25 protein-coding genes are annotated in these 26,120 nt (G+C 64.3%); 6 read left to right on the top strand and 19 right to left on the bottom strand.

The window, feature by feature from the left end:
• Positions 1–196: 196 nt before the first annotated feature.
• On the top strand, positions 197–427 hold the full coding sequence (locus tag BN973_RS30425; RefSeq protein ID WP_084163349.1) for a ferric uptake regulation protein: 231 nt from the start codon (positions 197–199) through the stop codon (positions 425–427).
• Positions 428–451: 24 nt separating this feature from the next.
• On the opposite strand, the gene BN973_RS09535 is transcribed toward BN973_RS30425, so the two are convergent.
• The 15 genes from BN973_RS09535 to BN973_RS09465 form a co-directional block, all read right to left on the bottom strand.
• Positions 452–3,379: an MMPL/RND family transporter gene (locus BN973_RS09535; RefSeq protein ID WP_036467675.1), complete on the bottom strand. Its 2,928-nt coding sequence runs from the start codon at positions 3,377–3,379 to the stop codon at positions 452–454.
• Positions 3,376–3,801 (bottom strand): MmpS family transport accessory protein, encoded by a 426-nt coding sequence (locus BN973_RS09530; protein WP_036472213.1) that lies wholly within the window; start codon positions 3,799–3,801, stop codon positions 3,376–3,378. Before BN973_RS09530 ends, BN973_RS09535 begins: the two co-directional genes overlap by 4 nt.
• Before the next feature lie 134 nt (positions 3,802–3,935).
• Positions 3,936–5,369 (bottom strand): MFS transporter, encoded by a 1,434-nt coding sequence (locus BN973_RS09525; protein ID WP_051641559.1) that lies wholly within the window; start codon positions 5,367–5,369, stop codon positions 3,936–3,938.
• 108 nt (positions 5,370–5,477) lie between these two features.
• Positions 5,478–5,636: a hypothetical protein gene (locus BN973_RS09520; RefSeq protein WP_156959166.1), complete on the bottom strand. Its 159-nt coding sequence runs from the start codon at positions 5,634–5,636 to the stop codon at positions 5,478–5,480.
• A 207-nt stretch (positions 5,637–5,843) separates the two neighbouring features.
• The gene (locus tag BN973_RS09515) at positions 5,844–6,236 is read right to left on the bottom strand and encodes a Rid family hydrolase (protein WP_036467670.1); all 393 of its coding nucleotides are present in this window, start codon (positions 6,234–6,236) and stop codon (positions 5,844–5,846) included.
• A gap of 36 nt (positions 6,237–6,272) precedes the next feature.
• The gene (locus tag BN973_RS09510; RefSeq protein WP_036467668.1) at positions 6,273–7,160 is read right to left on the bottom strand and encodes an aldo/keto reductase; all 888 of its coding nucleotides are present in this window, start codon (positions 7,158–7,160) and stop codon (positions 6,273–6,275) included.
• Positions 7,150–8,151, bottom strand: coding sequence for an NADP-dependent oxidoreductase (locus BN973_RS09505; protein WP_232232196.1), 1,002 nt, complete (start codon positions 8,149–8,151; stop codon positions 7,150–7,152). The genes BN973_RS09510 and BN973_RS09505 overlap by 11 nt, the downstream gene beginning before the upstream one ends.
• Positions 8,152–8,211: 60 nt before the next feature.
• On the bottom strand, positions 8,212–9,726 hold the full coding sequence (locus BN973_RS09500; RefSeq protein ID WP_036467665.1) for a dihydrolipoyl dehydrogenase family protein: 1,515 nt from the start codon (positions 9,724–9,726) through the stop codon (positions 8,212–8,214).
• A 101-nt stretch (positions 9,727–9,827) separates the two neighbouring features.
• Positions 9,828–10,262, bottom strand: a complete 435-nt coding sequence (locus tag BN973_RS09495; RefSeq protein ID WP_036467655.1) for a cupin domain-containing protein — start codon at positions 10,260–10,262, stop codon at positions 9,828–9,830.
• Positions 10,263–10,380: 118 nt separating this feature from the next.
• The gene (locus BN973_RS09490; RefSeq protein ID WP_036467650.1) at positions 10,381–11,301 is read right to left on the bottom strand and encodes an NADP-dependent oxidoreductase; all 921 of its coding nucleotides are present in this window, start codon (positions 11,299–11,301) and stop codon (positions 10,381–10,383) included.
• The gene (locus BN973_RS09485; protein WP_232078959.1) at positions 11,301–11,546 is read right to left on the bottom strand and encodes a hypothetical protein; all 246 of its coding nucleotides are present in this window, start codon (positions 11,544–11,546) and stop codon (positions 11,301–11,303) included. Before BN973_RS09485 ends, BN973_RS09490 begins: the two co-directional genes overlap by 1 nt.
• A gap of 176 nt (positions 11,547–11,722) precedes the next feature.
• Positions 11,723–12,775 (bottom strand): alpha/beta hydrolase, encoded by a 1,053-nt coding sequence (locus BN973_RS09480; RefSeq protein ID WP_036467645.1) that lies wholly within the window; start codon positions 12,773–12,775, stop codon positions 11,723–11,725.
• A 293-nt stretch (positions 12,776–13,068) separates the two neighbouring features.
• Positions 13,069–13,425 (bottom strand): phosphoenolpyruvate carboxylase, encoded by a 357-nt coding sequence (locus BN973_RS09470; protein WP_232078960.1) that lies wholly within the window; start codon positions 13,423–13,425, stop codon positions 13,069–13,071.
• A gap of 736 nt (positions 13,426–14,161) precedes the next feature.
• Positions 14,162–14,260, bottom strand: a complete 99-nt coding sequence (locus BN973_RS32000; protein ID WP_269147641.1) for a helix-turn-helix domain-containing protein — start codon at positions 14,258–14,260, stop codon at positions 14,162–14,164.
• Positions 14,261–14,282: 22 nt separating this feature from the next.
• Positions 14,283–15,926, bottom strand: a complete 1,644-nt coding sequence (locus tag BN973_RS09465) for a sigma-54-dependent Fis family transcriptional regulator (RefSeq protein WP_269147640.1) — start codon at positions 15,924–15,926, stop codon at positions 14,283–14,285.
• Positions 15,927–16,352: 426 nt separating this feature from the next.
• On the opposite strand from BN973_RS09465, the gene BN973_RS09460 reads away from it, so the two are divergent.
• From BN973_RS09460 to BN973_RS09445, 5 genes are all read left to right on the top strand, one after another.
• Positions 16,353–19,052, top strand: coding sequence for a helix-turn-helix transcriptional regulator (locus BN973_RS09460; protein ID WP_036467638.1), 2,700 nt, complete (start codon positions 16,353–16,355; stop codon positions 19,050–19,052).
• Between the two features lie 464 nt (positions 19,053–19,516).
• Positions 19,517–19,729, top strand: a complete 213-nt coding sequence (locus BN973_RS30415; RefSeq protein ID WP_084163347.1) for a hypothetical protein — start codon at positions 19,517–19,519, stop codon at positions 19,727–19,729.
• 538 nt (positions 19,730–20,267) lie between these two features.
• On the top strand, positions 20,268–22,532 hold the full coding sequence (locus BN973_RS09455) for a LuxR C-terminal-related transcriptional regulator (RefSeq protein WP_036467635.1): 2,265 nt from the start codon (positions 20,268–20,270) through the stop codon (positions 22,530–22,532).
• A 271-nt stretch (positions 22,533–22,803) separates the two neighbouring features.
• Positions 22,804–23,331 (top strand): YkgB family protein, encoded by a 528-nt coding sequence (locus tag BN973_RS09450; RefSeq protein WP_036467633.1) that lies wholly within the window; start codon positions 22,804–22,806, stop codon positions 23,329–23,331.
• Positions 23,332–23,424: 93 nt separating this feature from the next.
• On the top strand, positions 23,425–23,802 hold the full coding sequence (locus BN973_RS09445) for a GNAT family N-acetyltransferase (protein ID WP_232078961.1): 378 nt from the start codon (positions 23,425–23,427) through the stop codon (positions 23,800–23,802).
• Between the two features lie 157 nt (positions 23,803–23,959).
• Here the strand turns inward: BN973_RS09445 and BN973_RS09440 are convergent, their stop codons facing one another.
• The 4 genes from BN973_RS09440 to BN973_RS09425 all read right to left on the bottom strand — a co-directional run bounded on the left by BN973_RS09440 (position 23,960) and on the right by BN973_RS09425 (position 26,113).
• Positions 23,960–24,451 carry a DUF421 domain-containing protein gene (locus BN973_RS09440; RefSeq protein ID WP_036467629.1) on the bottom strand — a complete coding sequence of 164 codons (492 nt, stop codon included), beginning with the start codon at positions 24,449–24,451 and terminating at the stop codon, positions 23,960–23,962.
• A 218-nt stretch (positions 24,452–24,669) separates the two neighbouring features.
• Positions 24,670–25,098: a Rid family hydrolase gene (locus BN973_RS09435; RefSeq protein WP_036467628.1), complete on the bottom strand. Its 429-nt coding sequence runs from the start codon at positions 25,096–25,098 to the stop codon at positions 24,670–24,672.
• Between the two features lie 92 nt (positions 25,099–25,190).
• Positions 25,191–25,841 (bottom strand): RraA family protein, encoded by a 651-nt coding sequence (locus BN973_RS09430; RefSeq protein WP_036472211.1) that lies wholly within the window; start codon positions 25,839–25,841, stop codon positions 25,191–25,193.
• A complete protein-coding gene (locus tag BN973_RS09425; protein WP_232232051.1) occupies positions 25,841–26,113 on the bottom strand; it encodes a DUF6510 family protein in 273 nt (90 codons plus the stop codon). The genes BN973_RS09430 and BN973_RS09425 overlap by 1 nt, the downstream gene beginning before the upstream one ends.
• Positions 26,114–26,120 lie beyond the last annotated feature (7 nt).

Below are 26,120 nucleotides of genomic sequence, written 5' to 3'. Positions count from 1 at the left end.
GCCCGCCGCAGCGGCTTCGTGCCTCGAATCGGGAACAGCCGGGGCGACAATCCCACCCATTTCTGCTCGTATTGAGCCTGCGGCCAGACGGGGTGAGCTGTCATCGCCCCAATCGCGTATTCACCCAGGTGAGTCATGCGATGTCGATGCGAAATCAGCAACGATTTATGGGCCCAGGGCGCGTAGCCTGACCGGTATGGCTAGAACTAAGGCCAAGACCAGGACCTGCATACATTGCGGCCACACGTTCGACCCGAACGAGCCGCAGCGCGACCTGTCCGATCCGGACTGGCAACCGGGAGCATCGGTCTATTGCTCGCACGAATGCAGTGACCAGTTCCATTGCAATCTGGGGCATTCCTGCTCGACGCACGTCAAAGAGAAAGCCCGGCGCGAAGCCGCCAAGGCGGCGCAGCGCGAACCCTAGGGCATAACGGCGCTAGGCCGGATGCTAAGTCCGCGGGGCCGCGTGCCGCGGCTGGTGCAATAGTGCGCGAACCAGCGGGCGGGGCCCGACGGACCGAAGCATCTGACTGGCCGGGCGGACCCGCACCCGCTTCGGCCACCAGAACCAGCGTCCCATCACCGTCATGATCGACGGCGTGATCAGCGATCGAACGACGAAGGTGTCGAACAGCAAGCCGATGCCGATCGTCGTGCCGAACTGTCCGATCGCGCGGAGATCACTGGTGATCATCGTGCCCATGGTGACGGCGAACACCACACCGGCGGCGGTCACCACCGGGCCGGTGACACCCATCCCGCGGATGAGTCCCGTTTTCAGGCCCGCTCCGATCTCCTCCTCGATGCGAGACACCAGCATCAAGTTGTAGTCGGACCCCACCGCCAAGAGCACGATCAACGCGAATTCGGTTGCTACCCAGTGCAACTGGAAGCCCCCGAGATGCTGCCAGATCAGTGTCGAGAACCCGAACGCGGCTCCTAGCGACATCACGATGGTGCCGACGATGACGCCCGCTGCGACCAAAGCGCGGGTGACGATCACCATGATGATGAAGATCAGCACGATCGAGGCCACCCCGGCGATCATCAGGTCGTACTTGGCGCCGTTGGCGATGTCGTAGAACGTCGCGGCCGTACCGCCGAGGTAGATGTCGGCATTCTCCAGCGAAGTGAGTTTCAGCGCCTCCTTGGCCGCCTGACGCTCTTGGTCGACGGACGCGATCCCCTTCGTCGTCGCCGGATCCACGGCGTGGGTGATGATGAAGCGAGCGGCTTTGCCGTCCGGCGACACCATCAACCGCAACCCCAGCTGAAAGTCCGGGTTCTGGAAGATCTCCGGCGGCAGGTAGAACAGGCTCTCTGTCCGAGAGTCGTTGAACGACTTGCCCATTACGGCGTTCGTGTCGGTCAGCCGGTCGAACTGATCGATCAGGCTGTCGAACGAGCTGTAGATGGTCAGCGTCGTATCGCGGATCGCCTTCGTGACCGCGATGTTCTCAGGAATGATCGCCAGCAGTTCGCGCGTGGCGGTGGCCGTGTTGTTGAGGTCGCCGGTGAGGGCGTGGAACTTTTCGGCCAGTTGATCGAACCCGTCCAAGGCGTCGAACAGGCTTCGTAGCGACCAGCAGATAGGGATGTCGTAGCAGTGCTTCTCCCAATAGAAGTAACTGCGAATCGGTCTCCAGAAGTCGTCGAAATCCGCGATATGGTCTCGGATCTCGTCCGTGATGGCCGCCGTCTCCCCCGTGGTTCTCGAGCTGTCGTCCGCGGCGTTCGCCAGCTTCTGGGTCACCACGTACTGGCGCTCCAAGAGGGCGATCTGGGTGTCGAGGAAACCCGTGATCTTCTTGATGTCGCCGACGCGGGCCTTCAGGTAATTGAGGTTGTCGCGAATCGGTGCGCTTTGCACACTGAGCTGGAACGGAATGGATCCGTCTTCAATCGGCGGGCCGAGCGGTCTGGTAATGCTCTGCACCCGCTCGATGCCGGGCACCCGGAAGATGGCGCCGGCAATCTTGTCCAAGACCAGCATGTCGGTGGTGTTGCGCAGGTCATGGTCCGATTCGATCATCAGCAGGTCCGGATTCATCCGGGCCTGGGTGAAGTGCTGATCGGCCGCGGTGTACGCCTTCACTGAGGACGCGCTCTGCGGGAGGTAATACAGATCGTTGTAGCGCGGGGTGAAACCCATCAAGCCCAGGGCACCGACGATCGCCAGGATGACAGAAGTGGCGAGGATGGGTGCGGGCCACCGCACGATGGCGGTCGCCAAACGGCGCCACCGGGTGTAGTTGAACTCGCGCTTCGGGTCGAACAGGCCGAAGCCGCTTGCGAACGCGATCAGCGCCGGCGTCAGCGTGACCCCGGCGGCCACCACCACCAGCAGGCCCACGGCGCACGGAAACGCCAGCGAACTGAAGTAGGGCAGCCGAGTGAAATGCAAGCAGGCCAGCGCACCGACGATCGTCAAGCCCGAACCCAGCACCACCTTGGTGACCCCGACGAACGTGTCGTAGTAAGCGGCTTCGCGGTCCAGCCCCCGTTCGCGACCCTCTTGATAGCGACCGACCATGAAGATCGCGTAGTCGGTACCGGCCGCGATGGCCAGTGCCGTCAGCAAGTTGACCGCGAAAGTCGACAGCCCCATGATGCCGGTTTCGCCCAGCAGGGCTACCACGCCTCGGCCGGTGGCCAGTCCGACGAACAGGATGACCATCGTCAGCAGCACCGTGCCGATAGAGCGATAGACGAACATCAGCATGATCGCGATGATGATGATGGTGATGATCGTCATCTTGGCCAGGCTCGCGTCGCCGACGACGATCGTGTCGGCGGTCAGGGCCCCTTGACCGGCGACGTAGGCCTTCACCCCCGCCGGTGGCTTGGAATCCGCCACGATTTTGCGAACCGCGGCAACCGACTTGTCGCCGACGGCTCCGCCCTGATCACCGCGCAGGTTGACCTGAACGTAGGCGGCCTTGTGGTCGTAGCTCTCGACGCCCGAGGACGTGAACCGCTGCCCCCAGAAATTCAGCGCATGCTCGACATGTTCGTGGTCCTGCTGCAGCTTCTTGACCAGATCGTCGTAGTACCGGTGAGCGTCCTCGCCGAGAGGCCGGTCACCGACCAGGGTCACCAGGACGAGGTTGTCGGAGTCGTACTCCTTGAATTTCTCCCCGATGTGCTTCATCCCGGTCACCGACGGCGCGTCGGAGGGCGAGAGCGGCACCGAAACATCCTCGGCAACCTTCTCCAACTGTGGGACGAAGACGTTGACGCCGACCGCGATCAACAGCCAGACCACGACGATGGGCAGCGCCAGCACGCGGATGGTGCGGGCCAGCCGCGGCTTCCGCTCAAGCTCGTAGTGCGGCACGACGGGGATTTCGTCCGTGTCGCTCGTGCTGTCGGTCACGCGGATTTGTCCAAACAGGAAACCTGCGCGTCGCGGGTGTTGACCTGTTGTTGATCGACCAATTTGCCGTCGACCGTGATCCGGCACCCGATGAAGGAACTGTCACCTTGGGCGACGACGTAGGCGAAGATGCCGGGCATCTCGGCGACGATCGTCTGCGACCACGGCAATGTGGTGAAGTTGGCCTTCTGCGGTAGTGACTCCGCGTCCATCCAATTGACCACGCCGGTCGTCCCGGGTGGTCCAAAGATTTCGTAGATGGCGGTCTTGGCCGCGTATGGCGGGGTCGCATCCCGGGGATCGGGCTTGGCCAGGCCGGGTCCCGGGAAGACGCCGTGGAGTCGGTCCACTGCAACGCCGCCGATGATTAGTGCGACGACCACGACCAACGGGACCCATGCACGCTTGAAGAGTCTCAGCACCGCGCCCCCGTTCACCAGTTCTCGATCGGCTGATATTAAGACATTCCGTTGCGTCCGCCACCGCTAGCGAACGCCATCGCGGTCGAATTGATTCCCGCGCTGACCGCCGGATCGATCGTTGTGTGGGCGCACGATTACTCCGGAGGGGACGGTTCGGTCGCGGTCGAGGGGCTGCTGGCGAGGGCGGGTTGCACACCGGGCCGGTCGCGGCACAACGCCGCGATGTCGCAGGGCACAGGTTGGCACCCGGCAGGGGGATTGGTTATCAACAGCGCGGCGCACAATGCGGCCAGGACGAATAGCGCGGCGCACACCTCTAATACGTGGGCGAAGCCGGCGGCGCTCGGTACGCCAACGCTGATCAGGCCGATGGATCCGATCGACACCAGCGCGGCGAGCCGCGAGACGGCGTTGTTGATCGCCGACGCCAGGCCGCTGTGCTCGGTCGGCACCGAGGCCAACGTCACCGACGTCAGCGGTGTGATGGTGGCGGCCAGCCCGATCGCCAGCACGGTCATCCCGGGGACCAGGTCGGTGATCGCGTGGAATCCGTTGGGTTTCGGGCGGATCAGGAGCAGCCCGATCCCCGCCAAGGCGGGGCCCGCGATCAGGAACGCACGCGGCCCTATCCGCGCGGCGGCGCGGCCGACATGCCGGGCGAACACGAACGACACCACGGGAATCGGCAGGGTCGCCAGTCCGGCCGCGGTGGCTGAGTATCCGCCGACCTCTTGGGTGTAGAGGGCGATGGCCAGCGATCCCAGCGTCAACGCACCGTAGACGAACGCGGTGACGAGGTTTGCGGCAGCGAAGTTGTGAAAGGTGAACAGCGGCAACGGAAGCATGGGCGACGAGCTCCGGCGCTGCCAGGCCACGAAGCCGGCCAGAGCGGCGATCCCGATCACCGATGGCCCGATGACCATTGGGTCGGTCCAGCCATGGCGTTGCGATTCGATCAACCCATATACGGTCGCGGCGAGCCCTACCGCCGACAGGCCCGCCCCGGCGGCATCGACGCGGGCGCCTTCGATCCGCCCCGACATCGGGCACAGCCAAAAGGTGAGCGCATACCCGACCGCCATGGGGATCGCTGACAACACGAAAATCCAACGCCAGCCAAGTAAATCGACGCACATACCGCCCAACAGGGGGCCCAAGGCGAAGGCGGTTCCCGTCCACCCGGTCCAGACGCCGATCGCCGCGGATTGGCGCGCCTTGTCGAACACCGTGTTGATCAGGGCCAGCGAGCCCGGGACGAGGAACGCCGCACCAAGGCCCTGGGTGAGGCGCGCGGCGATCAGCATTGCCGGCGAGGTGGCGACCGCCGCCAAAACCGAGCCCACCCCGAATGCCAACAGCCCGAACCGCATCACCGGAACGCGCCCGAACTGGTCCGAGATGGATCCGCCGGGCAGAATCGCGGCCGCCATCGCCAACAGGTAACCGTCGACAATCCATTGCTGCAGCGCCAATCCGCCGCCGAGGTCGTGCTCCGTGGCCGGCAAAGCCAGGTTGATCACCGTGGAGTCGAGGAAGGCGACCATCGACACCATCACCGCGACCACCATCGCGCGGCTGGTCGGCGCCGCGTCACGCAGCGTCACTGCGGGTCCCTTCGGGCGTGTGACGGTGGGTGAGCGGCAGACCCGTTTCGTGCGTTGGTCATCGGCGTTGTCTCAGAGCGCCTTTCGCAACAGCTTCAGCTGCACCAACGCATCGATGTCGCGGCTGGTAATCGGTTTCTGCCCGTTGTCATTGCGCCCGTCATCGGAATCGCGGGATCCGCTGCGACCCAGGGTATTACCGGGCCGCGATTCGCCGTAATCGCCGTTCATGATGGTCCTCCTTGAAATTTCGGTCGCGCTTGGGGTGATCGGCACCACCTCGGCTTGGCGGACCCGGTCACCACCGGTCGAAATGCAACACGCAGTCGAGCGGAATCCGTCTGGCGCGGCGGAATGTCGTGCCGGTGCAGTAGGCGGTGGGGATGGTCGTGGCCTCGGTCGTCCTTTCTCGTAGGCTGATTGGCGCGCTCCGACCGCTTAGGTCGGCAGGATTGCGATAACTTCTACTTCCACGCGCAGGTTGGGCCACACCAGTCCGTCGATGATGGACAGCATCGCGGCGGGTTCGTGGTGGATGATCTCTTTGCTCACCGCCAGGTAGGCGGCCACATTGTCGCGGCTGGTGAGCCATTGGCGCATGTACACAATGTCGGTGAGCTTGGCACCGGCCTTGGCGAGCGCGTTTTCGACGTTGCCCCAGCACTGTCGGGCTTCGTCGGTGAAGTCCTCAGGCGTGGAGCCGTCTGCGCGCAGCCCGGGTGTTCCAGAGACGAAAATCTGTGTGCCACTGCCGGATACGCCGATAGCGTCGGCGTATCCCGGAGCGATGTGAGCGCCCACTCCGGTAAAGATGCGAGTACTGGTAGTCATCTCAAGACTCCTTCATGTTGTTAGGCGGTGGCGGAACTAGAGGGCGCTGAGTGCTTGGAGGTCGTCATCGGTAAGGGCCACCGCCGCGGCAGCGATGTTTTCGTCGAGATGCTCCACCGAGGACGTGCCCGGGATCGGCAGCATCATCGGTGAGCGCGCCAGCAGCCAGGCCAGTGCCAACTGCGATGGGCTGGCACGGTGTGCGGCAGCGATCTTGCGCAACGGACCGTCGCTAGCAGCCAGCGGGCCGGCAGCCAGCGGAAACCACGGGATAAACGCAATACCGTACTGGGTGCAGGCGTTCACCAGAGGCTCGGCGTCGCGTGCGGTGAGGTTGTACATGTTCTGCACGGAGGCGATCGGGGTGATGTTCAGCGCCGCCTCGAGCTGATCCACGGTGACCTCGGACAGACCGATCAGCCCGATCTTGCCTTCGGCCTTCAGGTCGGCGAGCTCGCCGACCTGGTCTTCCAGGGGATAGTCGGGATCGATGCGGTGCAGCTGGAACAGCTGGATGCAGTCGGTGTCGAGCCTGCGCAGGCTCATCTCGACCTGTTGGCGCAGATACTCCGGTTTGCCCAGCGGAGTCCAGGATTCCGGCGACGGTGTGTTCGTCGGATCAGGGCGGGTCCGCAGGAATCCGGCCTTGGTGGCCACGACGAGGTCGGAGGGGTAGGGATGCAGGGCGGTGCGAATCAACTCCTCGGCGATGAACGGCCCGTAGGAGTCTGCGGTGTCAATGAATGTGACGCCCCGCTCGACCGCGCGGCGCAGGACCGCTAGCGCCTGAGCAGGGTCGCGGGGCGGCCCCCAGTTGCCGGGCCCGGTTAGTCGCATCGTTCCAAAGCCCAGTCGGTTGACGGTGAGGCGGCCACCGAGCTCCAGGGTGCCCGCGGACGCGGCGGTTGGGCGATCACTTCTCATGCAACGACCTCTCTCGATGGAATCGGGGCCGCGTCGATGCCAGCGGTGACGCGGTCATCGCGAGGCTCCTGGGGGTGATGGCTACTCCGTTGGACTCGTGTCCTGCGACGACGTCCGTGAGGGCGTGGACGGCCTGATCCAGGTTGCAGCTGCGCGGGGTTGGCATGCGCAATCGATGGCAGTCCAGTAGCGCGGTCAGGCGGTTGAGTTGAGCGCCGTCGGAACGGACGTAGACCGCGGTTACGCTGATACCGCGAGTGGGTGCGGGTGGATCGGGCGTGATGGTGGCCAGCCGGCCGCCGTCGGCAAGCGCAGTCATCGCCGCGGCAGCACCCCCGGGTGCCGCGTTGGCGACGGCCTGGATGGAGTCCTTCGCTAACGCCCTTGCGAGTTGTGGCCAAACTGGATCGCGGTAGTCGATCACCTCGCGGGCGCCATACCCGCGGACCCGGTTTCTGCTGCGCGGGCTGGCGGTGGCGAGCACATCGAGTCCGCGCATGGCGGCCAGCTGGACTATGAGCCCGCCGGTGATTCCGCCCGCGCCGTGAACGAGCAACGTTTCTCCACCACGAAGCGCCAACGCCTCGCCGACCACCTGCTCGGCGGTCAACGCCGGCACCGGAAAGATCGCTGCGGTCTCCCACGGAATCGCGGGCGGTTTGTGGGCAAGCGATCCCGCGGGTGCGATCAGTTGCGGTGCCCACGTGCCTTGGTCGCGCAGCGGCACAGGGTGGCACAGCACCGCATCGCCCACACTGAATCCGCTCAGCCGGTCGCCAACCGCCTTGATGACCCCGGCAGCCTCGACGCCGAGCGCCATCGGCGGCCTCGTGCCAACGTCCCACCCGCCGGCGCGAATGATATTGTCCCAGTTGCCAATCCCAGCGTTACGAACCTCGATGAGCACCTCGTCGGCCGCCAACGGGCGCGGATCGTCCACGTCAAGCGTCTCCACTTTGCCGCCGAGCGTGCGCACACCCGCTACGAGCATGGTCACAGCGAGACGACCGGCCAGTCGTAGGTCATTGTGGTTCCTCTCCAAGGTCGAGGCCTAACGAGATTGATAGACAACGCGATTCGCCTGAGCGTTCTCTTGTACGTTCTGTGCCCCGTTTTTCATAAGGGGGGCGAGTTCGGATTCTTCCGCGAGAAGCGGATCCCAGACCTGATTGACCGTTGGTTGTGGAGCGACAGCATGGCGTAGCAGACTCACTGGGATTTTCGCGACGATAGCCAGGGTGGCGGCTTGAACCAGTTCGGAGAACTCCGGCCCGACAAAGGTCGCTCCCAGCAGTGTGTTGGTCTCGGCGTTAATGACCAATTTCGCCCATCCATCGAAGCCATCCCGGTAAAGCGCGAGATGTGACACCGCGTCGGGATAACGAGCAGTTCGCGTTCTTACCGCGAAACCTTCTGCGCGAGCCTGACTTTCCGTGCGTCCCGCCCGGGCCACTTGGGGCTCGGTGAAGATAACCTGCGCAAGACTACCGGCATCACGGGCAGCCAGCTCGTTGTCGCACAGTTCCCGTCCCGCGGCCCGGGCCGCGATGATCTCCGCCACGAGACGGCCGTGGTACGTGGAGATATGAGACAGCCGCGCGCGTCCGGTGGTATCTCCCAGGGCGTAAAGCCAACCGCCCGTGAGGCCGACCGACTGGAGATGATCGTTCACAGAAACGATCCCGCCTGGCAGCCCAACGGTTTCCAGTCCGATGTTGTCGGTATTCGTGCGACGGCCGGCGGCCAGGACGATCTCGTCTACCTCGATGGCCTGGCGGTGGAAAGTCGCGGTAACGGGCCCGCCCGGCACGGGACGGGCTACCGCCGACAGCTCCGTCTCAAAGTGAATCGTGACGCCCTTGCTTCGCAGTGACCGCGCGACTAGCTCGCGCGCTTCGGGTTCGAAGTTAGGAAGCAGGGCGTTCCCACGCACCAGAAGTGTTACCGCGGATCCCAAACCGCTCAGGATGGTCGCGAACTCGACACCGACCGGGCCGCCACCCACCACCAGCGCGCGAGGTGGCACGTGTGTCATCGTCGTTAAGTCCCGATTGGTCCACGGGCGTGCTTGCGCCAACCCAGGTATCGCCGGCACGTTAGGACGAGTGCCGGTCGCCACAACGACCGCGTGTCGTGCAGTCAAGACGGCCTCGGTGGTATCTCCCGGGGCATAGGCCACCCGTACTCTTCGTTCGCCGCTCAACCGGCCGAACCCATGAAACACTGCTACACCGGCTTGCCGCAGTGATGCTGTTCGGTCTTCGTCCGAGAGGTGTTCTACGATGGCGTCACGTTTCGCGAAGACGGCCGCGACATCCGGTCGTTCGCCCGAACTGGCTTCTCGCACACCAGGGACCGCCTTCGCAAGATTGAACACCTCGATCGGGCGAATCAGTGTCTTGCTCGGGTTGCAGGCGAAGTAATGGCACTCGCCGCCGACCAGACGATCCTCAACGAGCGCTACCGAAAAGCCTGCGGACGCAAGCTTTCGCACGGCGGCCACACCGCCCACCCCGCCGCCTACGACGACCACGTCGAACTCTTTGCCGGTCACGTCTACTCTCATTTCCGATGGTCGGTACGTCCAGCTGCGATTGAGTGCGGATCACCCGTCACAGCGAGCCGGCTCGCGTCGGATTGTCAGTGGCCGCACCGGCTTTCGGCAGATCATTTTCTTGGGTTGTCGTCCGTGGTAAGCGGCCCGTCTCCGGTATCGAGCAGGAAGACGGCGAGTAATTCAGCGGGCTCGGTGGCGCTGGCATTCTCACTGATCGTGTGGTGCGCGCCGGGGGCTTCACTCCACGTCTCGCCGGCGTGATAGACCCGTTCCGGCTCAGCGTCGACTTGGCTTCGGATTGCTCCGGAGATCACGTATGCCATGATGAAAGCTGATTTCGCGTGGTGGTGAGCTCCGCTCTTAGCTCCGGGCGCATAGCTGACGGTCACTGCTTCAAGTGATTTGCCCGGAAGATTGGTAGGTTGATTGAAAACCTCGCGGACACCTGGGTTTTGATCCGAATTCTTTGGCGCTGGCTCGGCGTGCGCCGCAGGTGCGAGCATCACCGCAACTGTCAGTGCGGCGAATGGAATTTTTAAGGCCATTTTTGGCCGCCTTCCCTTGGGGTGTTCGACGACTAGCCGATGTGAAAGACCGATCCGGAATTACCGCACGGACCTACCGTCGAGTCATGTTGTGCGCCAGCAGGTTCGACGGATCGTTTCAGTCTTCGGCTACGCGCAGGATCGTCTTGCCAGGGATGCGCTTGCCGGGCGCGAATGCGGCGGCAGCTTCGGCGAGTGGCAGCACGGCGCCCACCACCGGCTTGAGGCGCCCATCGCGTACTCGCGCGACGAGGTCGGCGAGCCGAGCGCGATCGGGCTCGACCAGGAAGAAAAGTGCCCGCCCGTCGTGCGGCTGGTGCTTCGGTGGCTCGGCGATGGTGACGAGCGTTCCGCCGGGCCGCACCAGATCGGCCGACCGATCGAGGACCTCGCCGCCGATCACATCGAACACCAGGTCGACTTCGCCTGCGTCCTCCAGCTTTTCGGTGTCCAGGTCGAGGAACGTGTGGGTGCCGAGTTCCAGCGCGCGGTCTCGATCCGCGGCCCGGCCGGTGCCGATGACGCGCGCACCGACCTCACGAGCCAGCTGCACCGCGATCGACCCGACCCCGCCCGCGACGCCGTGGATCAGGACTGTCTGTCCGGCGGCGAGGCGGCCGTGGTCGAACAGGGCCTGCCAGGCGGTCAATCCGGAGATCGGTAGCGCCGCGGCCACCGTGTGGTCAACATCGATCGGCAGCGGTGCAAGATTGCGGGCGTCCACAGCGGTGTACTCCGCCAGTGAGCCATTGCGAGCCCAGTCGGCGAGCCCGAACACCCGCTGCCCCACGGTCAAACTCGTGGTGCCGTAACCCAATTCGGCCACGACCCCGGACAGTTCGTGGCCGGGGACGCTCGGCGTCCGGTCACGACCCGCGTGGTCGATCCAGGTGTGCGGCCAGTCAAGCTCTCCGCGGGTGAAACCCGCGGCGTGTACCCGCACGATGACGTCGTTGTCGGCCGCTTGCGGGTAAGGAAGCTCCGTCAGCGAGAAGCCGGCGACGCCGGCGTCATGATCTGAAACAGTGATGGCTCGCATTACAGGTCCTTTCTGATGTGAGTTGTTGTCGTCGGGTCGGCCGCGGGCTGCGGTTGTACGCTGACGAGCTCGAGGCCTAGCTCGCGGACCAGGTCGAGAAGTCCATAAAGCTGTGACTGGTCGCGGATTTCACCGGTGAACACGGTTTCATTCGCGCCAGCCTCGAGGCGCATCCCTTCAAATGCGCATCCGAGCCGGTCGGTCAAGCGGCCTTGAATGCACATCCGGTACGTCGTCGGCTGCATTTGTCCTCCGCTCGCGAACTGCTGAACCAGCATTTATCGTCGCGAGATGAGTCGTCATCACCCGGCGAGCTAATTCACCCGGGTGAGTACAACGCATCACTGGGCGGATCGGCAGGCAGCAGGGATTTACCTGGCAACGCCAAGAAATCCAGCTTCGAAAACCTTAGGTTTCTTGGCTATCCGGTTGCTTCGCGGATGTAGCGGCCAATCTGGCGCAGCGAGCGGATGGCTTCGGGGATCAGCGGCGCGGCGAATTGGAACACATGGATTTGGCCCGGCCACACCTGCACTTCGACTGGCACGCCTGCGGTGGCCAGTCGTTGGGCCGCCAGCTGTGCGTCGTGGAGCAGTACCTCACTACCGGACACATGGATCAACGTGGGTGGAAGGCCGGGTTCGATGTGATCGAGTGGCTCGTAGAGCGCATCGGGATGCCCAGTGGCGTCGCGGTGTGCTGCGGCGCGGGTGATCAAGCCGTGGAAGGCGTCGAAGGCTCTGGGCGCAAACATCGCATCCGAGCCGATGTTGGGGTGGGTCGTCTTGGGTTGTGTGGCCAGTTGCAGCAGCGGTGACATGGCCACCAGCGCCGCCGGTTGCTCATCGCACTCGAGCAGGCGTTGGGCCAGCGCCAGCGCCAGGTAGCCGCCGGCGGAATCGCCGGCCAGCACGATCTGGTCGGGTTGATAACCTTTTCGGCGCAACCATCGGTAGCCGTCGTAGCAGTCGTCGATCGCGTCGCTGATCGAATGTTGCGGAATCTTACGGTAATTGGGTACCAGCACAGGGCTGTCGGCGAACCTGGACAGCGTGCTCACCAGCCGGCCATGCGAGTAGGCGCCGCAGGTGAGGAAGGCCCCGCCATGCAGATACAGCACGACCCGGCGGGTGCCGTCGGCCGGTAGCACTCCGGCGGCGCGGATTAGCTGCGCGGTGCAATGCGCCAGCGCGATGCCGGCGCGCACCGTGCCCGGTGGCGGCGTGACGGCGCGGGCGGCGATCTCGACGACGCCCCAGGGCCACGGCGCCGAGGGCAGGTAGCTGCCCACACTCAAGGTGGGCCGGATCATCAGGCGGGCGCTCAGCCAGGCGATGCGACCGGCCATGCTCGGACCGTCCTGGACGACGTCGACGACGGCGCCCGCGCGGTATGAGTGCCGGCGAGCTTTTCGTGCCCCGGCTGCTCTTAGACCGGGGCGCGGTGAACCCCACGCCGTGGCGGGTGCGCTCATGTCAATACTTCCGGACCGGGCTCATCGTGCCCTCCGTTAGTTGAGGGACGGCCCGCATGCCTCGCAGAGGCGGGCGCTCTGCAGGTCACGGCGCTCCCAGACGGCGGCTCGTCCCCGGGCCAAAGCTCTCCGGCTTCGCCTGCCCGCGTAGGCCATCGCCCCGGCCGCGACCACGGATCCCGCACAAACGGCGGCGGCGATACCGAATTCGACTGGCTGACCGTTGATCAACATGAGGGCCGCGTAATCTCCGGACACCACGGCCGCGAATAGCGAGGTAACCCGTATTCGGGTCATGATTTCGGCCCCTCGGGCCCGATCGGCCGCACAGCGAAAACGCTGCGCAGGTATCCAGTGGGGCGCCCGCAGGTGGTGCAGACCGGGCGGGTGCCCCATCTGGACGCCACAGCCCGTTTGTCGCCCACATAGGTCGCCATCGCCCATTGCACGGTAGCCAGACAGTCTTGACAGAGCGTCTCGACGAGGTCGCCATCTGGGCTTAGCCCCATCTGGTCGCATCCGTCGACGGCGTGGATCTCGGCGATGGCCACCGCCGGCGCACCGCATGTACTGCCGCTCGGCACCCGCTGGGCGCTACAGATGGGCTGTAGCGCATGAAGTTGATCCTCGATCGCCGGGATGGCGTCCATCGCGGCATCTCCTTTCCAATGCGCCCAATGCCGTAGAAAGGCGGCCGCGTCACGCAATCGATGCGGCAGCCGCGCTGTTCGCGCGGGGGCTGAGCCGTATTCGGCAGGCGCGCGTTGAAATCGTCGACGCTTCATCTGGTATCTCCAATTTGTTGCGATGGCGTTCCGCGGTGATCAACGCAGCCACCGGCATCGCGACCCGTTGCTCGCTTGTGGGGACCCGAACGCAGATTTGAAAAACATGGCCGGCTCCACCCGTCCGCTCGACATCTGTTAAGCGAGCATCAAGCGATGTGGGATGAGCGGTCATCACCCGGCGAACTGATTCACCCGGGCGATTTGGCGCACGACCAGCGAGGGAGGACTCCATTTATTGTTTCGGCAACGGCGATCAGAGGAAGAAACGCCCGGAAACCGGGGCCGCTAGGAAACGAAGCCGCAAATGTTCACGCGCTACCTTGAAAGCGATTGCCCTTTCGACAAAGAGGTGCCTGCAGATGGGCTGCCCGCAATGGCACCCGCGGTGGGCCGAGTTCACACGTGGCGCCCGATTTGTCGAGACGGCGGGCATGCTGCGAATCGGAAGCGGTCAGCGGTTCATCGCGCTGCCTCAGAGACTTGCGCGACGGTTCGCGAGAATGATCGTCAGCCAATGCTTTTGGACATATAAACATAGCGGTGCTATGCCATAGCGTAGTCAAGACTCTGGGCGCCCGTCACCAAACCGCTTGGCAGATCAGGCGATTCCGTAATCCCGCATCTTGCGATAGATCGTCGCCCGCGACATCCCCAAGGCTATCGCCGCCTGCAGCTTGTTGTTGGCGTTGTCCTCCAAGCTGCGGACGATGGCGTCTCGCTCAAAGCGCCTCCAGCTGGGTGAGCTTGCGCTTCGCAAGCGATCGACACTCCGGCGGCAGCTTGTCGGCACCGATAACGCCTGAACGTTGTCGCGCAACGGTTTCCGCGACAACCCGCCGCAACTGTGCCACGTTGCCCGGCCAGGGAAGCTTACTGAGTTGACGCATCGCATCGGCTCCAAGGCGCACATCAGCGCCGGAGGTCAGCTCGCGCAACAGGAACGGCACCAGTACTTCGATGTCCTCAATCCGGTGTCGCAGCGCGGGCACGGCCACGGTGTGGGTAAACAGTGGCAGCAGCAGCTCAACCTTCGGTGAAGGCGCCGACGAACTCATCGTCGCTGCGATCCATCCGCGACTCGCACGCGATTGCAGCACCGGAACGACCGCTGCCAGCGTTCCCTCGTCGATGCAATCCACGTCGGAAATCACCGCGGCAAAGTCGTCGCCATCGGTTTGCGTCACGATCTCGGCGACGAAAAGCGCTGGCGTCGATATTGTTTCAGCCCGGATTACCCGCACCGTCTTTGTCGGATGGACGTACTGTGCGACGGCTTGAGCCAACTTGGCTCGTCCCGATCCCCTCTCGCCCTCGAGCAGTACCCAATCTCGGTCTCGACAACATCGCTCGACCTGCTCACAGCTGCGTCGCCATGCGCTGCTGCGCCCAACGAGGCCAGGAACGTGCGACGCGACCGATTGGCGAATCCCGACACGGGAAGCCGTCGCTTCGGTCGGCAGGTGCACATGGAAAACGACGTTTGTCCTGCCACGGACCTCCGCATGGTCGACGACAGAGATGTTGGCCGTAGTTCCACTCGGCAGCACCGCCAGCGGCTGTCGCGTGGCCGTGGTGTGAAGCAGATCCGAGGCGTGTTCGAGCAGAGCGATTTGGTCATTGATGTCGAGTGTCTGGCGCAGGAACCGGTTCATCAGCAACACGTCGCCACCGATCGCCAGCACACCGAGCGGGAACCGTCGCGCCTGGTCGCGATACGCCCGCAGAAGAGCGATCTCACTCGCGTGGGCCGACTCTTGCAGCCGGTCCTCGATCTGGCTGCCCAAGCTCTTGACCAACGGCAACAAGACCGGATTCGAGCGGCTGGCCCAGCAGGTGAGATCAACGATTCCGACGATCTTCTGGGTTATCGGGTCACGGATTGGCGCACCAGCGCAGGCAAGCTCGGCCAGCGGCCCAACGAAATGCTCGCCTCCACGAATGAACACGGGGCGCCCGATCTCGAGCGCCGTGCCGATCCCGTTCGTACCGGCGAATTCCTCGGCGTAGCTGTAGCCGGGGGCAAGGCTCACCGAATCCAGTGCCTCCATGAAGGCCCCTTCGGAAGCTGAGCGTTCGATCACTACGCCGTCGGCCGAGGTGAGGATGACCGACATTGCCTCGGTGGTCACGTCCTGCGTGATCCCCCGTAGCACAGGCTCTGCGGCGTGAACTAGTCGCGAGCCGGTATCCGGCTGCCGAACAAAGGGCGAATCGAGCCGGTCGGGGTGAACCCGCATCGCCTGGGACCGACGCCAGGAGTCCAGCACGCCGGAGGGCAAGGCATCCGCCGCCAAGGACCCCTCGCACAGAAACCGTTCCCGCACCCGCCGAACGTCGGTTTCGACGTCGGCCCGCAAACTCATCGACGCATGCACCTCGCTCCGACCGCGCGGTGCAGCCCGCCCCCGAATACCGGCGTCCTTTGGTTGAAACGCGCAAGCCTGCTCAGAATGAGGTGTTCAGTATACGTCCGCGGCGGTGTCATGTGTCACGTCAGTTAATCACCGGACCGGACGACATGACGGGTACGCAGGCAGCGGCATCTGGGGATCTTCCACAACTCCGTTGCGGAGAAAGATGCGACCATCTGCGTGCCATGGACCTGATTGGCCAGTATCACCTGAGCAAAGTTTTTACCAAGCTTGGCGTCAGCTGACGCAGCCAGCTGCAGACGGCATTTCGCTAGCGTCGCCGCAGCGCAGACGCACGTCGCGGGCTTTGGCGCGGCCCGGCTCAGCGAAGAGCGCGCATTCGTCAGCGGCGGCGACTAGTGCGACTATTTGGGTGAAATGGAGCTGATCGACCGATTCGCCGAGCGCACCCTGCTCGACTCAGTGCTGCACGACGTCGGGTCGGGCCAAAGCCGGGTACTGGTCCTCCACGGTGATCCGGGCGTCGGCAAGTCGGCGTTGACGGACTATGTGGCACAGCAGGCCGGGGGCTGCCGAGTGGTCCGCGCCGCCGGCGTCGAATCCGAGATGGAACTCGCCTATGCTGCGCTGCACCAGCTGTGCGCGCCGCTGCTGCATCGCCTCGACCACATCCCGGCACCGCAGCGGGATGCACTGAGCATCGCATTCGGGATGAGCGCGGGCCCCGCTCCCGACCGGCTGGTGATCGGGCTCGCCGTGCTGAGCCTGTTTTCCGATGCCGCTGAGGACCGGCCTTTGGTCTGCTTGATCGACGACCTGCAGTGGCTCGATAACGCCTCAGCGCAGATACTCGGATTTCTGGCCCGACGACTGGCCGTCGAACCGGTGGCTTTGATCATGGCGACACGCGTCATCAAGCCAGAACTGGCCAAGTTGCCGAGTCTGGAAGTCGGCGGACTACGCGACGGCGATGCCCGGGCGCTGCTGGACCGAGCGTGGGCCGCGCCGTTGGATGAGCGGGTCCGTGATCAGCTGGTCGCAGAGACGCGCGGCAATCCGCTTGCACTCATGGAGCTGCCTCGCGGACTCGCAGATAACGAGCTGGCCGGCGGATTCGGGATGCCCAGTGCGCTAAGGCTTTCCAGTCGCATCGAAGAGAGCTTTCAGCGCCGCACGGCCGCTTTGCCCGAGGAGACCAGACGACTGCTGCTGATCGCGGCCGCCGAGCCGACCGGCGACCCGATCCTATTGTGGCGAGCGGCCGGCCAGCTTGACATTGGCACCGACGCCGCCGCACCCGCTACCGAGGATGGGTTGGTCGACTTCGGTACCCGAGTGCGATTCCGACATCCGCTGGTGCGTTCGGCCATATACCAGTCTGCGCCCGTTCAAGACAAACGGACGGTGCACCGCGCCTTGGCCGATGTGACAGATCCGGATAGCGAACCCGACCGCCGCGCCTGGCATCGGGCCGAGGCGACCGCCGGACCGGACGAGGACGTCGCCGAAGAACTCGAGCGCTCGGCCGACCGCGCCCAGGCACGCGGAGGATTCGCAGCGGCGGCCGCTTTCCTCGAACGCGCGACCATGCTGACGCTGGAACCTGCTCAACGGAGTGCGCGGGCGTTGGCCGCAGCGTCGGCAAAGGTGCGAGCGGGTGCCTTCGACGCGGCGGTGCATCTTCTCGCCGTGGCCGACGCCGGGCCGCTCAGCGATTTGCAGCACGCCCACGCCGACCTGATCCGCGCACAGTTGGCCTTCGTCACCAACCGGGGCAGCGATGCACCACCACTGCTGCTCAAGGCCGCCCAACGGCTTGAGCCCATCGATGACGCGCTCTGCCGCGCGACTTACCTGGAGGCTCTGGGCGCGGCGATGTTCGCCGCCCGGTTGGCAGTAGGTGGCGGCGTTCTCGAAATCGCGCGCGCGGCTGAAGCGGCTCCGCAGCCGGCAACCCCGCGCCTGGCCGACCTGCTTCTCGATGGTTTTGGCGCATACTTCACCGGCGGATATGCGGCGGGTGTGCCGCCTTTGCGCCGTGCGGTCAAGGCTGCCCGCCGAAAAAAGTCTGCCGACGACGAGCTGCGTTGGCTTTGGCTGGCTGGTATCGCCGCATTGCACGTCTGGGATGACGAGAGCTGGGATATCGTCTCGGCGCATCACATCGACCTGGCCCGCGCCGCCGGAGCGCTGACTGAGCTGCCGTTCGCGTTGATTTCGCGTGCGGTGATGCTGCTGTTTGTCGGCGAATTGAGCGCTGCCGAATCGCTGATTCACGAAACTGAAACGATCACCGAGGTGACTGGCGACACCGTCGTCGCTCCCCGCGCCGTGTTGGGCCTCGCCGCGTTTCGCGGCCGCGAAGGCGAGGCATCGATGTTGATCGGCGCCATCACGAAAGACGTCATACGGCGCGGCGAAGGGGTCGGGCTGACCATTGCCGAGTGGGCGGAGGCGGTCCTCAACAACGGCCTCGCCAACTACGACAAAGCGATGACCGCCGCGCAACGCGCCGCCGAACACCCTACTGACATCGGCGTATCGGCTTGGGGAACGGTCGAGCTGGTTGAGGCTGCCGCGCGCAACGGTGCGCCGGACATCGCGGCTGGCGCCCTCGCGCGGCTCTGCGAAATGACCCGCACCAGTGGCACCGATTGGGCGCTGGGCATCGAGGCACGCTCCCGCGCGCTACTCGCCGCCGACGCCGAACCGCTGTATTGCGAGGCGATTGAGCGCCTTGCCCGCACCCGCCTGCGCGTCGAACTGGCCCGCACCCACCTGCTCTACGGCGAATGGCTGCGACGACAGCGCCGCCGCACCGACGCACGAGTACAACTACGCACCGCCCACGACATGTTCGACACCATGGGCATGGCCGCCTTCGCCGAACGTGCCCGCCGCGAGCTGCTGGCCACCGGCGAAACCGCTCGATCACGCACACCCACCACCAGCGCCCAACTCACCCCGCAAGAAGAACAGGTCGCGCGGCTCGCCGCAGCGGGACTGACCAACCCCGAAATCGGCGCGCGCCTTTTCATCAGTGCCAAAACGGTCCAATATCACCTGAGCAAAGTCTTCACCAAACTCGGCATCACCTCACGCAGCCAGCTTCCTTGACCTGCCTAGGGATACACGTGGGCACGGGCGCGCCGCCATTGACCAGCCAGTCTGGCGGACGGCGACCAATGACTAGTCAATGTGCTAGGTGCACCGACTAGGCATCGGCCGATGCGAACGCGGAACACCCTGTCGCATCCTTTGCTCATTAACGAAATCCTTGCTCGAGACGGGCCGACGAATCGTCTACTACGCCGACGTCGAGGCCAAGGGAGGAAACGTGTCTCAGTTTGAGACGCTCACTCACCTCATGTTGAGACGCTCACTTGCCGCCCGCGGCGGTGTCATGGATCTCGACAGCTAATACACCGGACCGGATCGGAAGAGTGACGGGGAGGCAGCGACGGCACACGCCGTCGATCACGAAGGCGGCTCGGCTGTAAGGAGATCCGACGCCGCCCATCCCGGCAAAAGCACCCGATGCGGCGCAACAACCAAACGTGACCAGCGAAAGGCATGGGGGAATGACTGTCTATCAGCTGACCGATCGCCTACATGGCCGTACCGTACGCGTCCAAGCAGATCGCATCGCGCCGACGGTGGCCTCATGGCTGGCCGAGTTGGGCGCCTGCAGTCCATTGGCAGAAGAACTCAGCCGAGCCGTGCGCGACGGTGACTGGCCTGCAACATACGGCATAGCCGACTATCTGTCGGTCAAAGTCCAGGTAGCAGCATGACATCGCGGTCGGTTGCTGCCGAGTTGGGATGGGACAGGCCCAAACGCGCTGTCCACGAGACTCCATTCGGGTTGCGGCAGTCTGGGACCACCGATGTCCGGTACTGGGTGGGGCGCGATCTGCAGACGCTTTTTGCCCTCATGCTGCGACGCTTACTCGCCGCCCTGGGCGGTGTCATGGGTCGCCGGAGCCAATACACCGATGCAAAAAGGGGAGAAATACGGTGAGCGGGCACGGCGTGAGCGCGGCTCACGAAACAAACATTGAGCCGTTGGCGGGATGCGAATCGGCAAGCCCAAACGGCCACCGCCAGCGTGCGCCGGAGATAGTGGCAGAGAACGCGTCTGATTCAATGGGGTCGGCGATCACCAGTTCACCCAAGGCAATTGGGAGTCCTGCCCGATCGCAGCGCAGAACGAGCCCGCCCGACTCCGCAGAGAACAACTGGGATGCCGAGAAGCCAGCGGCGGCGACCCAGGGCGCGATGCCGAATGTTTTCGCTCAGCCGCTGGGTTCAACGAATTCCTGGAGTTCGGACATGACCGGCTCAGATGGACGCACCGGTAGCGGCGGCGGAGAAGGCGCTGCGCGAGCAGTTTTGCTCGCCACCAAGCTGCATGTCCCGGCCGTCGGGGCCCAGCTCGTTCAGCGGGCCGCCCTGCTAGACGCACTGTCGGCGGGACGCCTGCGCAAGCTGACCCTATTGAGTGCGCCGGCGGGATGGGGCAAGACGACGCTACTGGCGCAGTGGGCCCTGGGTGCAAGCGAGGACCAGCGATTCGGTTGGCTTTCGCTTGATTCCTCCGACAACGACCCGGTGTGGTTCTGGATGTATGTGTTAGCCGCGCTGCAGAAGATCAGTCCCGGGGTGGGGGCTCGCGCGGTCGAACTCCTTGCGATGGGCGCCGATCCGGTGCAGGTCGTGCTGCCTACCCTGTTGAACGATCTGGACACGATCGCCAGCCCGATGGTGCTCATCCTCGATGACTACAACCTGGTGGTAAGTCGAGCGGTCCATGAGCAGCTTGCATTCTTCATCAGCCGTATTCCCGAAACTCTTCACCTGGTGTTGTCCACCCGATCGGATCCGATATTGCCGTTGGCTCGGCTAAGGGCCAGCGGCGAGCTCGTCGAGGTCCGAACCGACGATTTACGTTTCGGGGCTGTTGAGTCGGACCAGCTGCTGAACGATGTCCTCGGGCTGGACTTGCCTGATGCGGATGTTCAGCTTCTGCACCGACGCACCGAAGGGTGGGCTGCCGGCCTCTATCTCGCCGCCCTTTCGCTCGCCGGGCGTGCCGATGCCTCGGCGTTCATCAGAACCTTCGCGGGCGATAACCGTCATATCGTCGACTACCTGATGGCCGAGGTGCTCGACGGCCAGCCACCGCCGCTGCGGAGTTTCTTGCTACGTACCTCGGTTTTGGGACGACTCAGCGGTGAGCTGTGCGACGCGATCTTGCAAACGTCCGGCTCGGCCTCGGTTTTGCAGAAGATCGAACGCGAAAACCTGTTTGTGGTGCCCCTGGATACATCGCGGCATTGGTATCGCTATCACCAGCTGTTCCGGGAACTGCTGCGCACCGAGCTGCGGCGCAGCGAGCCCGATCTCGTCGCGGATCTGCACCGACGAGCCGCGGCCTGGTTCGAGACCGAGGGACTGATCGATGAGGCAGTCCGCCACTTGGTCGCCGGCGGTGACATCGCGCGCAGTGCCGATTTGATCGCCGCGGACTGGGTCGACGAATTCAACGGGGGCGGCGTGTCGACGGTCTCCGGCTTGCTGGATTTGCTTCCCGAAAAGGCCGTTTTACAGGATCCGCGGCTGAGCGTGGCCCGCGCCTGGATCGCCCTAAGCCTGGGTCAACTCGATGACGCCGCCGAGTGGATCGAGGCAGTCGAGACCGGATCCCCGCCCGATGATGATGCCATCAGCGCTCAGGTTGTCGTGTTGCGCGCGGTTCACTCGTTCAAGACGGCAAAGGTTGCCACGGCGCTCGAGGAGGGTCGCCGGGCGATCACCCTCGATCTCGGGGAAGCGCCGCCTGGCCGAGCAAGCGCCTACTGCATTTATGGGTCCGCGCTGTACTTCTCGGGCAACACCCACGAGGCACAAGCCGCTTTCCGGCGGGCCGCGGAACTCGCAGAAAAGGCGGGCGATCGTCGCGCCCGCATCTACGCGTTGGGTCATCTGGCGCTGATTTCGGCCGAACATGGCCAGCCCGCAGCCGCCGAACGTGACATCCGCCGCGCCTCCGGCAGCTCCCGGGACCTGGCGGATGCTGAACACCTCGTGGACACGATGGTGTCCCTTGCTGCGGCCAAACTCCTTCGTATACAAGGAAATTCGGTCGCGGCAGCGGCCGCCGCCGACACAGCCGCCAGGTCGGCCCGCCAAGGCGGGGCAATTCTCGAGGTCGCCAAGACGCTGTTGGTCAGGGCGGAGATCGCTGAGCACCTCGGCGACCACGACACCGCAGAGGCCATCCTCGAAGAAGTCGGCACCCTGGTGCGCGGGTGCGCGGACGCCGGCATCGACTCGACGCTGTTCGGTTCGGCCGAGCGGGGCACGGGCGTCACGGTGACTTCGCGCAACGACGTCGCGGTCGTCGAGGAGCTGACTCCCAAGGAGCTTGAGGTTCTTCGCTTACTTCCCACCAGGTTGTCGCGACGTGAAATCGGTGCGCGGCTATACGTTTCGCTCAATACTGTGAAGACCCACCAGCGCGCCGTATACCGCAAACTCGGCGTCGAGCACCGCAGCGCGGCGGTCAGCCGGGCGCGAGAACTCGGCCTGCTGTAATCCGCCTGCCGGCAGATATTGTCAGTGTTTGGACGTGCCTGCGCTCCACGCAGTTCTGCCGGTAGAAACAGGGAAGTCCGCGATCAGGTGCAAGCTCACCCAGGTGAATTGCGCGCGCGGATGAGGACAACTCACCCCCTGCGCGGAGATAGTAGTCCGCGATCGCGAACCGCCTGAATCACCGTCTCGACCAACCGTGCCGCCATCGAAGGCAGTGCGAGTTCGGCAGCCGATGCGGTGAAAGGACACACATGCACAAAAAGGAGACCGCATGTCACAGAAAGAGGCCACCGCCATGACGACTGATGGCCCAGGGAAGTCTCTAACGACCGGCATCGCGCCTCTGCTCGCACGGTACGGTCTAGTCATAGTCCTGGCCTGGTTCGGCGCCATGAAGTTCACTTCCTATGAATCCCACGGTATTTCGCACTGGGTGGCCAATAGCCCCCTTTTGAGTTGGGTTTACCACATCATGTCCATCGACGCCTTTGGTCGATTGAACGGATCAGTAGAATTGATTACTGCCGCACTGCTGGCCGTCAAGCCGTGGTTCCCGAAGGTTTCCGTGGTGGGCGGCATCTTCGCCTCCCTATTCTTCCTGACCACACTGAGCTTCATGATCACGACACCCGGCACCGGCGAGGCGTCGGCTGGTGGCTTTCCCGTGTTGTCCGCCGACGGGGAGTTCTTGATGAAGGACATTGCGCTCCTCGGCTTGGCGCTGTGGCTGCTGGCGGACGCGATAGACGCAACTCGCAGACAGGCGACGCTCGCCAAGATCGACTCACGCCCCCGCTGATGAGGTTGCGTAGGTTCCGTCTTTGCCGCGACATGGCGGCCGGCTGTTACGACATGGAAGGGACACTTGATAGTGAGTGAATCACCAAGGCCCATGGGCAGTATCGAACGCAGTGCCCACGATGGGCTGCGGACGATCATCACCGACAACGCTCAAGAGTGCCGGTTCGAAGCCACGGTAGGCGGCCAGGTGATCGGTCGGCAGCCCTACCGGCGCTACCGCGGCCATATCGTGTTGATGGCCACCGAAGTCGATACGCAATGGCGTGAGCGGGGCGTTTCCTCGGCGATGATCAGTGGTGTGCTCACGCTGATCCGGCAGGCCGGACACACGGTCATTCCGCGGTGCAAGATCACGGGTGACTACATTCTGCGCCATCCCGAATACCAAGACCTGGTGGCCGGACAGTATCAGGGATTGCTGCGACCCGTGTCGCGGCCCGCTGCGCCGGCGGATCCAGACAGCACCTGATCGGGGCCTTCCGACTCGACGCAATTCGAAAGGGCGGACATGCCTGAGGTTTGTCGGGTATGCGGGCCGACGACTTGCTTGTAACGCTGACCGCCGACCGGACTTCGACTATCCCGAACGTCGGCAGCCATCGAACCGAGCTCAAGGACCATGCCGATCACCCGCTCCCATCCATTACCAGAACGGAAATCGCGCCTTTGGCTTCGAAGACCGCGAGGTGAATCCGATCGGAGGTTTCGTGTCCGTGCTGTCGCAGCACGGCTTCGAGATCGGCACTGGTTAGTCCGCACCGACGCAGGTTGCGTCGGTCGACGTGTCCGTTGCGGATCAGCACCTTCAGCGGTGGATCGATGAAACGCCGAATCCCCGGAATGAAGCGCAATCTCGCTAGTACCGCGTGGGCCGCGAGAAGGCAGATGAGCGCCGTACTTGCGTTGAGCCACGAGGTGTCGCTGGCGGTAGCAGCCCGACCGACGATGGCTCCGGCGGCGACCGCAGCGATCCAGTCGAATGGAGCGAATTCGGCGAGGGTGCGGCGCTCCATGAAGCGAAACAGGACTGCGGCCGTGAGGAACAGCGCCGAGGTTTTGACGGCGGCATCGACGGCCCCGGTCGGGTTACCGATCAGGACATGAAGTATTCGATCCACGGGTGCCTCCGTTTCAGGAGTGAGCCATCGATTCTTGCCGCCTTTGCCGTCGGCGTGTCGGCTGTACTGGGGTCAGGTAACCAATGTGGAGACGTCCAAAACCATTGGCAATCGGCTCATTCGCCGACGACGTGCACGGCAGGATAGCAATGTCGGTGTCCACTTCGCGTCGTCACGAGGCGCCTCGGTGCCTCGGGACGACGCTTCACTCACCGGATCTACTTGCCGCCGGTCTCGACGATGGCGACGACTTCGATCTCGACGCGCTGGTTGGGCAGTGCGAGCGCCTCGACGCCCAGCGCGGTCCACAGCGGCAGACTTTCGCCGAATCGCTTGCGGAACTCATCCACCATCACCGACATGTGTTCACCACCAATGGAATCATCGTCCGTGGGAACGTGGTAGGAGTGGACGTTCACGACGTCGCGCCAGCTAGCGCCCGCTTCGGCGAGAGTCTTTTCGACGTTGTCGCACGCCTTGACGATCTCGTCCTGCAAAGATGTGGGCGACAAGGTGAAGTCCGCGTCCCAACCGCCTTGGCCGGAGATTTCGATGCGGTCGCCGATGCGTAGGGCTTGCCTGTAGGAGTTGCGGGTACGGGCGATCTCACCGTATCCGGGGGTGTCGAAGAATTCGGTCTTGGTCATGCGAGCGTTTCCTCTCATTTCGTGTTAGATGTGTTGTGCGCGAAGCGCGGTCGGCCAGTGCGCCAAAACTGGGTGCGCTAGCGGTTGGCCCGTCAGTTCTCATTGCCTCCCGGTGTGGTTGGGGTTTCGCCTCTGATGGCGACAATGGCCGCCGCGTCCTCCACTGCGACGTGGTTGGCGGCGCAAAGTACGGCGCGCACGTCGCCGGCGGGTACGACCGCGGCGCCGGAGGCATCGGCGAAGACGTAATCGCCGGGACGGACCGCCACCCCCGCGACCACGACCGGACGGTTCGCCTCGTAGGGCGTGACGACGTCGCCGCCCCACCGCGTTGTTTCGCCTCGGCAATAGACGGCGAGATCGTAGAGTTCGAGCTCGGCGAAGTCGCGCAGCCGCCCATCCGCGAGAATGCCGGCGAGCCGGTGGTTTCGGACACGCGACAGCTTTGCCCCACCGCCCAGTGACGCATCGGTGTGGCCGTTGCTGGCCAGCACCAGCACGCGCCCGTCGGAGCCGCCTTCGATGGCGTCGTAGAACAGTTTCTTGAAGTTGTAGCGCTCCGGGGGGAGAGCTTCCCGGCATGCCGGGAAGTAGGAGATGGTCACGGCAGGGCCGAAAAGCCGGCGTCCGGGTGTGGGGCTAACCAAGTCGAGTAGATGACACCGATGTTGGTGACGGCGCCCCATGGCGTCCACGATGTCGGCGGTGCGCACGCGCCCGGCGAGCGCGTCGAGGGATTCCATCAGCGGGCCGGGATCGGGACACGCCATGATTGGGCGCCGCGGGAGTCGAGCCACACATCGGTGGACGTTTGCACCAGCTGGGCCAGGACGTCTTCGCCGACCGGGCAGCGTGCCACGATGCCGCGCCTGCGGTGGTAGACGTGACTCTCGGCGAATGCCATTGCGCGACAAGATGTCCCGCGGGACGGCGTCGCGGTGGTGACATCAAGTCCCAGCACCTCTGCAAAGGCGCCGGCGGCCGCATTACCGTCGAGGTGCGTTGGTCCGGTCATCATTCCT

Source organism: Mycobacterium triplex (assembly GCF_000689255.1).
In the GTDB taxonomy this organism is placed as follows: Bacteria; Actinomycetota; Actinomycetes; order Mycobacteriales; family Mycobacteriaceae; genus Mycobacterium; species Mycobacterium triplex.
Note: the sequence above shows the minus strand (reverse complement) of the source record. Positions and strands in the feature narration are given on the sequence as shown.

Coding starts and splice junctions, on each gene's coding strand:
- BN973_RS09505 (WP_232232196.1), bottom strand. CDS start 8,151: ATGCTCGTAGCGGGTGTGCGCACGCTCGGCGGCAAAGTGGAGACGCTT.
- BN973_RS09480 (WP_036467645.1), bottom strand. CDS start 12,775: ATGAGCGCACCCGCCACGGCGTGGGGTTCACCGCGCCCCGGTCTAAGA.
- BN973_RS09485 (WP_232078959.1), bottom strand. CDS start 11,546: ATGCAGCCGACGACGTACCGGATGTGCATTCAAGGCCGCTTGACCGAC.
- BN973_RS09460 (WP_036467638.1), top strand. CDS start 16,353: ATGGAGCTGATCGACCGATTCGCCGAGCGCACCCTGCTCGACTCAGTG.
- BN973_RS09445 (WP_232078961.1), top strand. CDS start 23,425: ATGGGCAGTATCGAACGCAGTGCCCACGATGGGCTGCGGACGATCATC.
- BN973_RS09510 (WP_036467668.1), bottom strand. CDS start 7,160: ATGAGAAGTGATCGCCCAACCGCCGCGTCCGCGGGCACCCTGGAGCTC.
- BN973_RS30415 (WP_084163347.1), top strand. CDS start 19,517: ATGACTGTCTATCAGCTGACCGATCGCCTACATGGCCGTACCGTACGC.
- BN973_RS09525 (WP_051641559.1), bottom strand. CDS start 5,369: ATGGTGGTCGCGGTGATGGTGTCGATGGTCGCCTTCCTCGACTCCACG.
- BN973_RS09450 (WP_036467633.1), top strand. CDS start 22,804: ATGTCACAGAAAGAGGCCACCGCCATGACGACTGATGGCCCAGGGAAG.
- BN973_RS09465 (WP_269147640.1), bottom strand. CDS start 15,926: ATGAGTTTGCGGGCCGACGTCGAAACCGACGTTCGGCGGGTGCGGGAA.
- BN973_RS09500 (WP_036467665.1), bottom strand. CDS start 9,726: ATGAGAGTAGACGTGACCGGCAAAGAGTTCGACGTGGTCGTCGTAGGC.
- BN973_RS09520 (WP_156959166.1), bottom strand. CDS start 5,636: ATGAACGGCGATTACGGCGAATCGCGGCCCGGTAATACCCTGGGTCGC.
- BN973_RS09425 (WP_232232051.1), bottom strand. CDS start 26,113: ATGACCGGACCAACGCACCTCGACGGTAATGCGGCCGCCGGCGCCTTT.
- BN973_RS09430 (WP_036472211.1), bottom strand. CDS start 25,841: ATGGAATCCCTCGACGCGCTCGCCGGGCGCGTGCGCACCGCCGACATC.
- BN973_RS09455 (WP_036467635.1), top strand. CDS start 20,268: ATGACCGGCTCAGATGGACGCACCGGTAGCGGCGGCGGAGAAGGCGCT.
- BN973_RS09470 (WP_232078960.1), bottom strand. CDS start 13,425: ATGGACGCCATCCCGGCGATCGAGGATCAACTTCATGCGCTACAGCCC.
- BN973_RS09435 (WP_036467628.1), bottom strand. CDS start 25,098: ATGACCAAGACCGAATTCTTCGACACCCCCGGATACGGTGAGATCGCC.
- BN973_RS09515 (WP_036467670.1), bottom strand. CDS start 6,236: ATGACTACCAGTACTCGCATCTTTACCGGAGTGGGCGCTCACATCGCT.
- BN973_RS09495 (WP_036467655.1), bottom strand. CDS start 10,262: ATGGCCTTAAAAATTCCATTCGCCGCACTGACAGTTGCGGTGATGCTC.
- BN973_RS30425 (WP_084163349.1), top strand. CDS start 197: ATGGCTAGAACTAAGGCCAAGACCAGGACCTGCATACATTGCGGCCAC.
- BN973_RS09490 (WP_036467650.1), bottom strand. CDS start 11,301: ATGCGAGCCATCACTGTTTCAGATCATGACGCCGGCGTCGCCGGCTTC.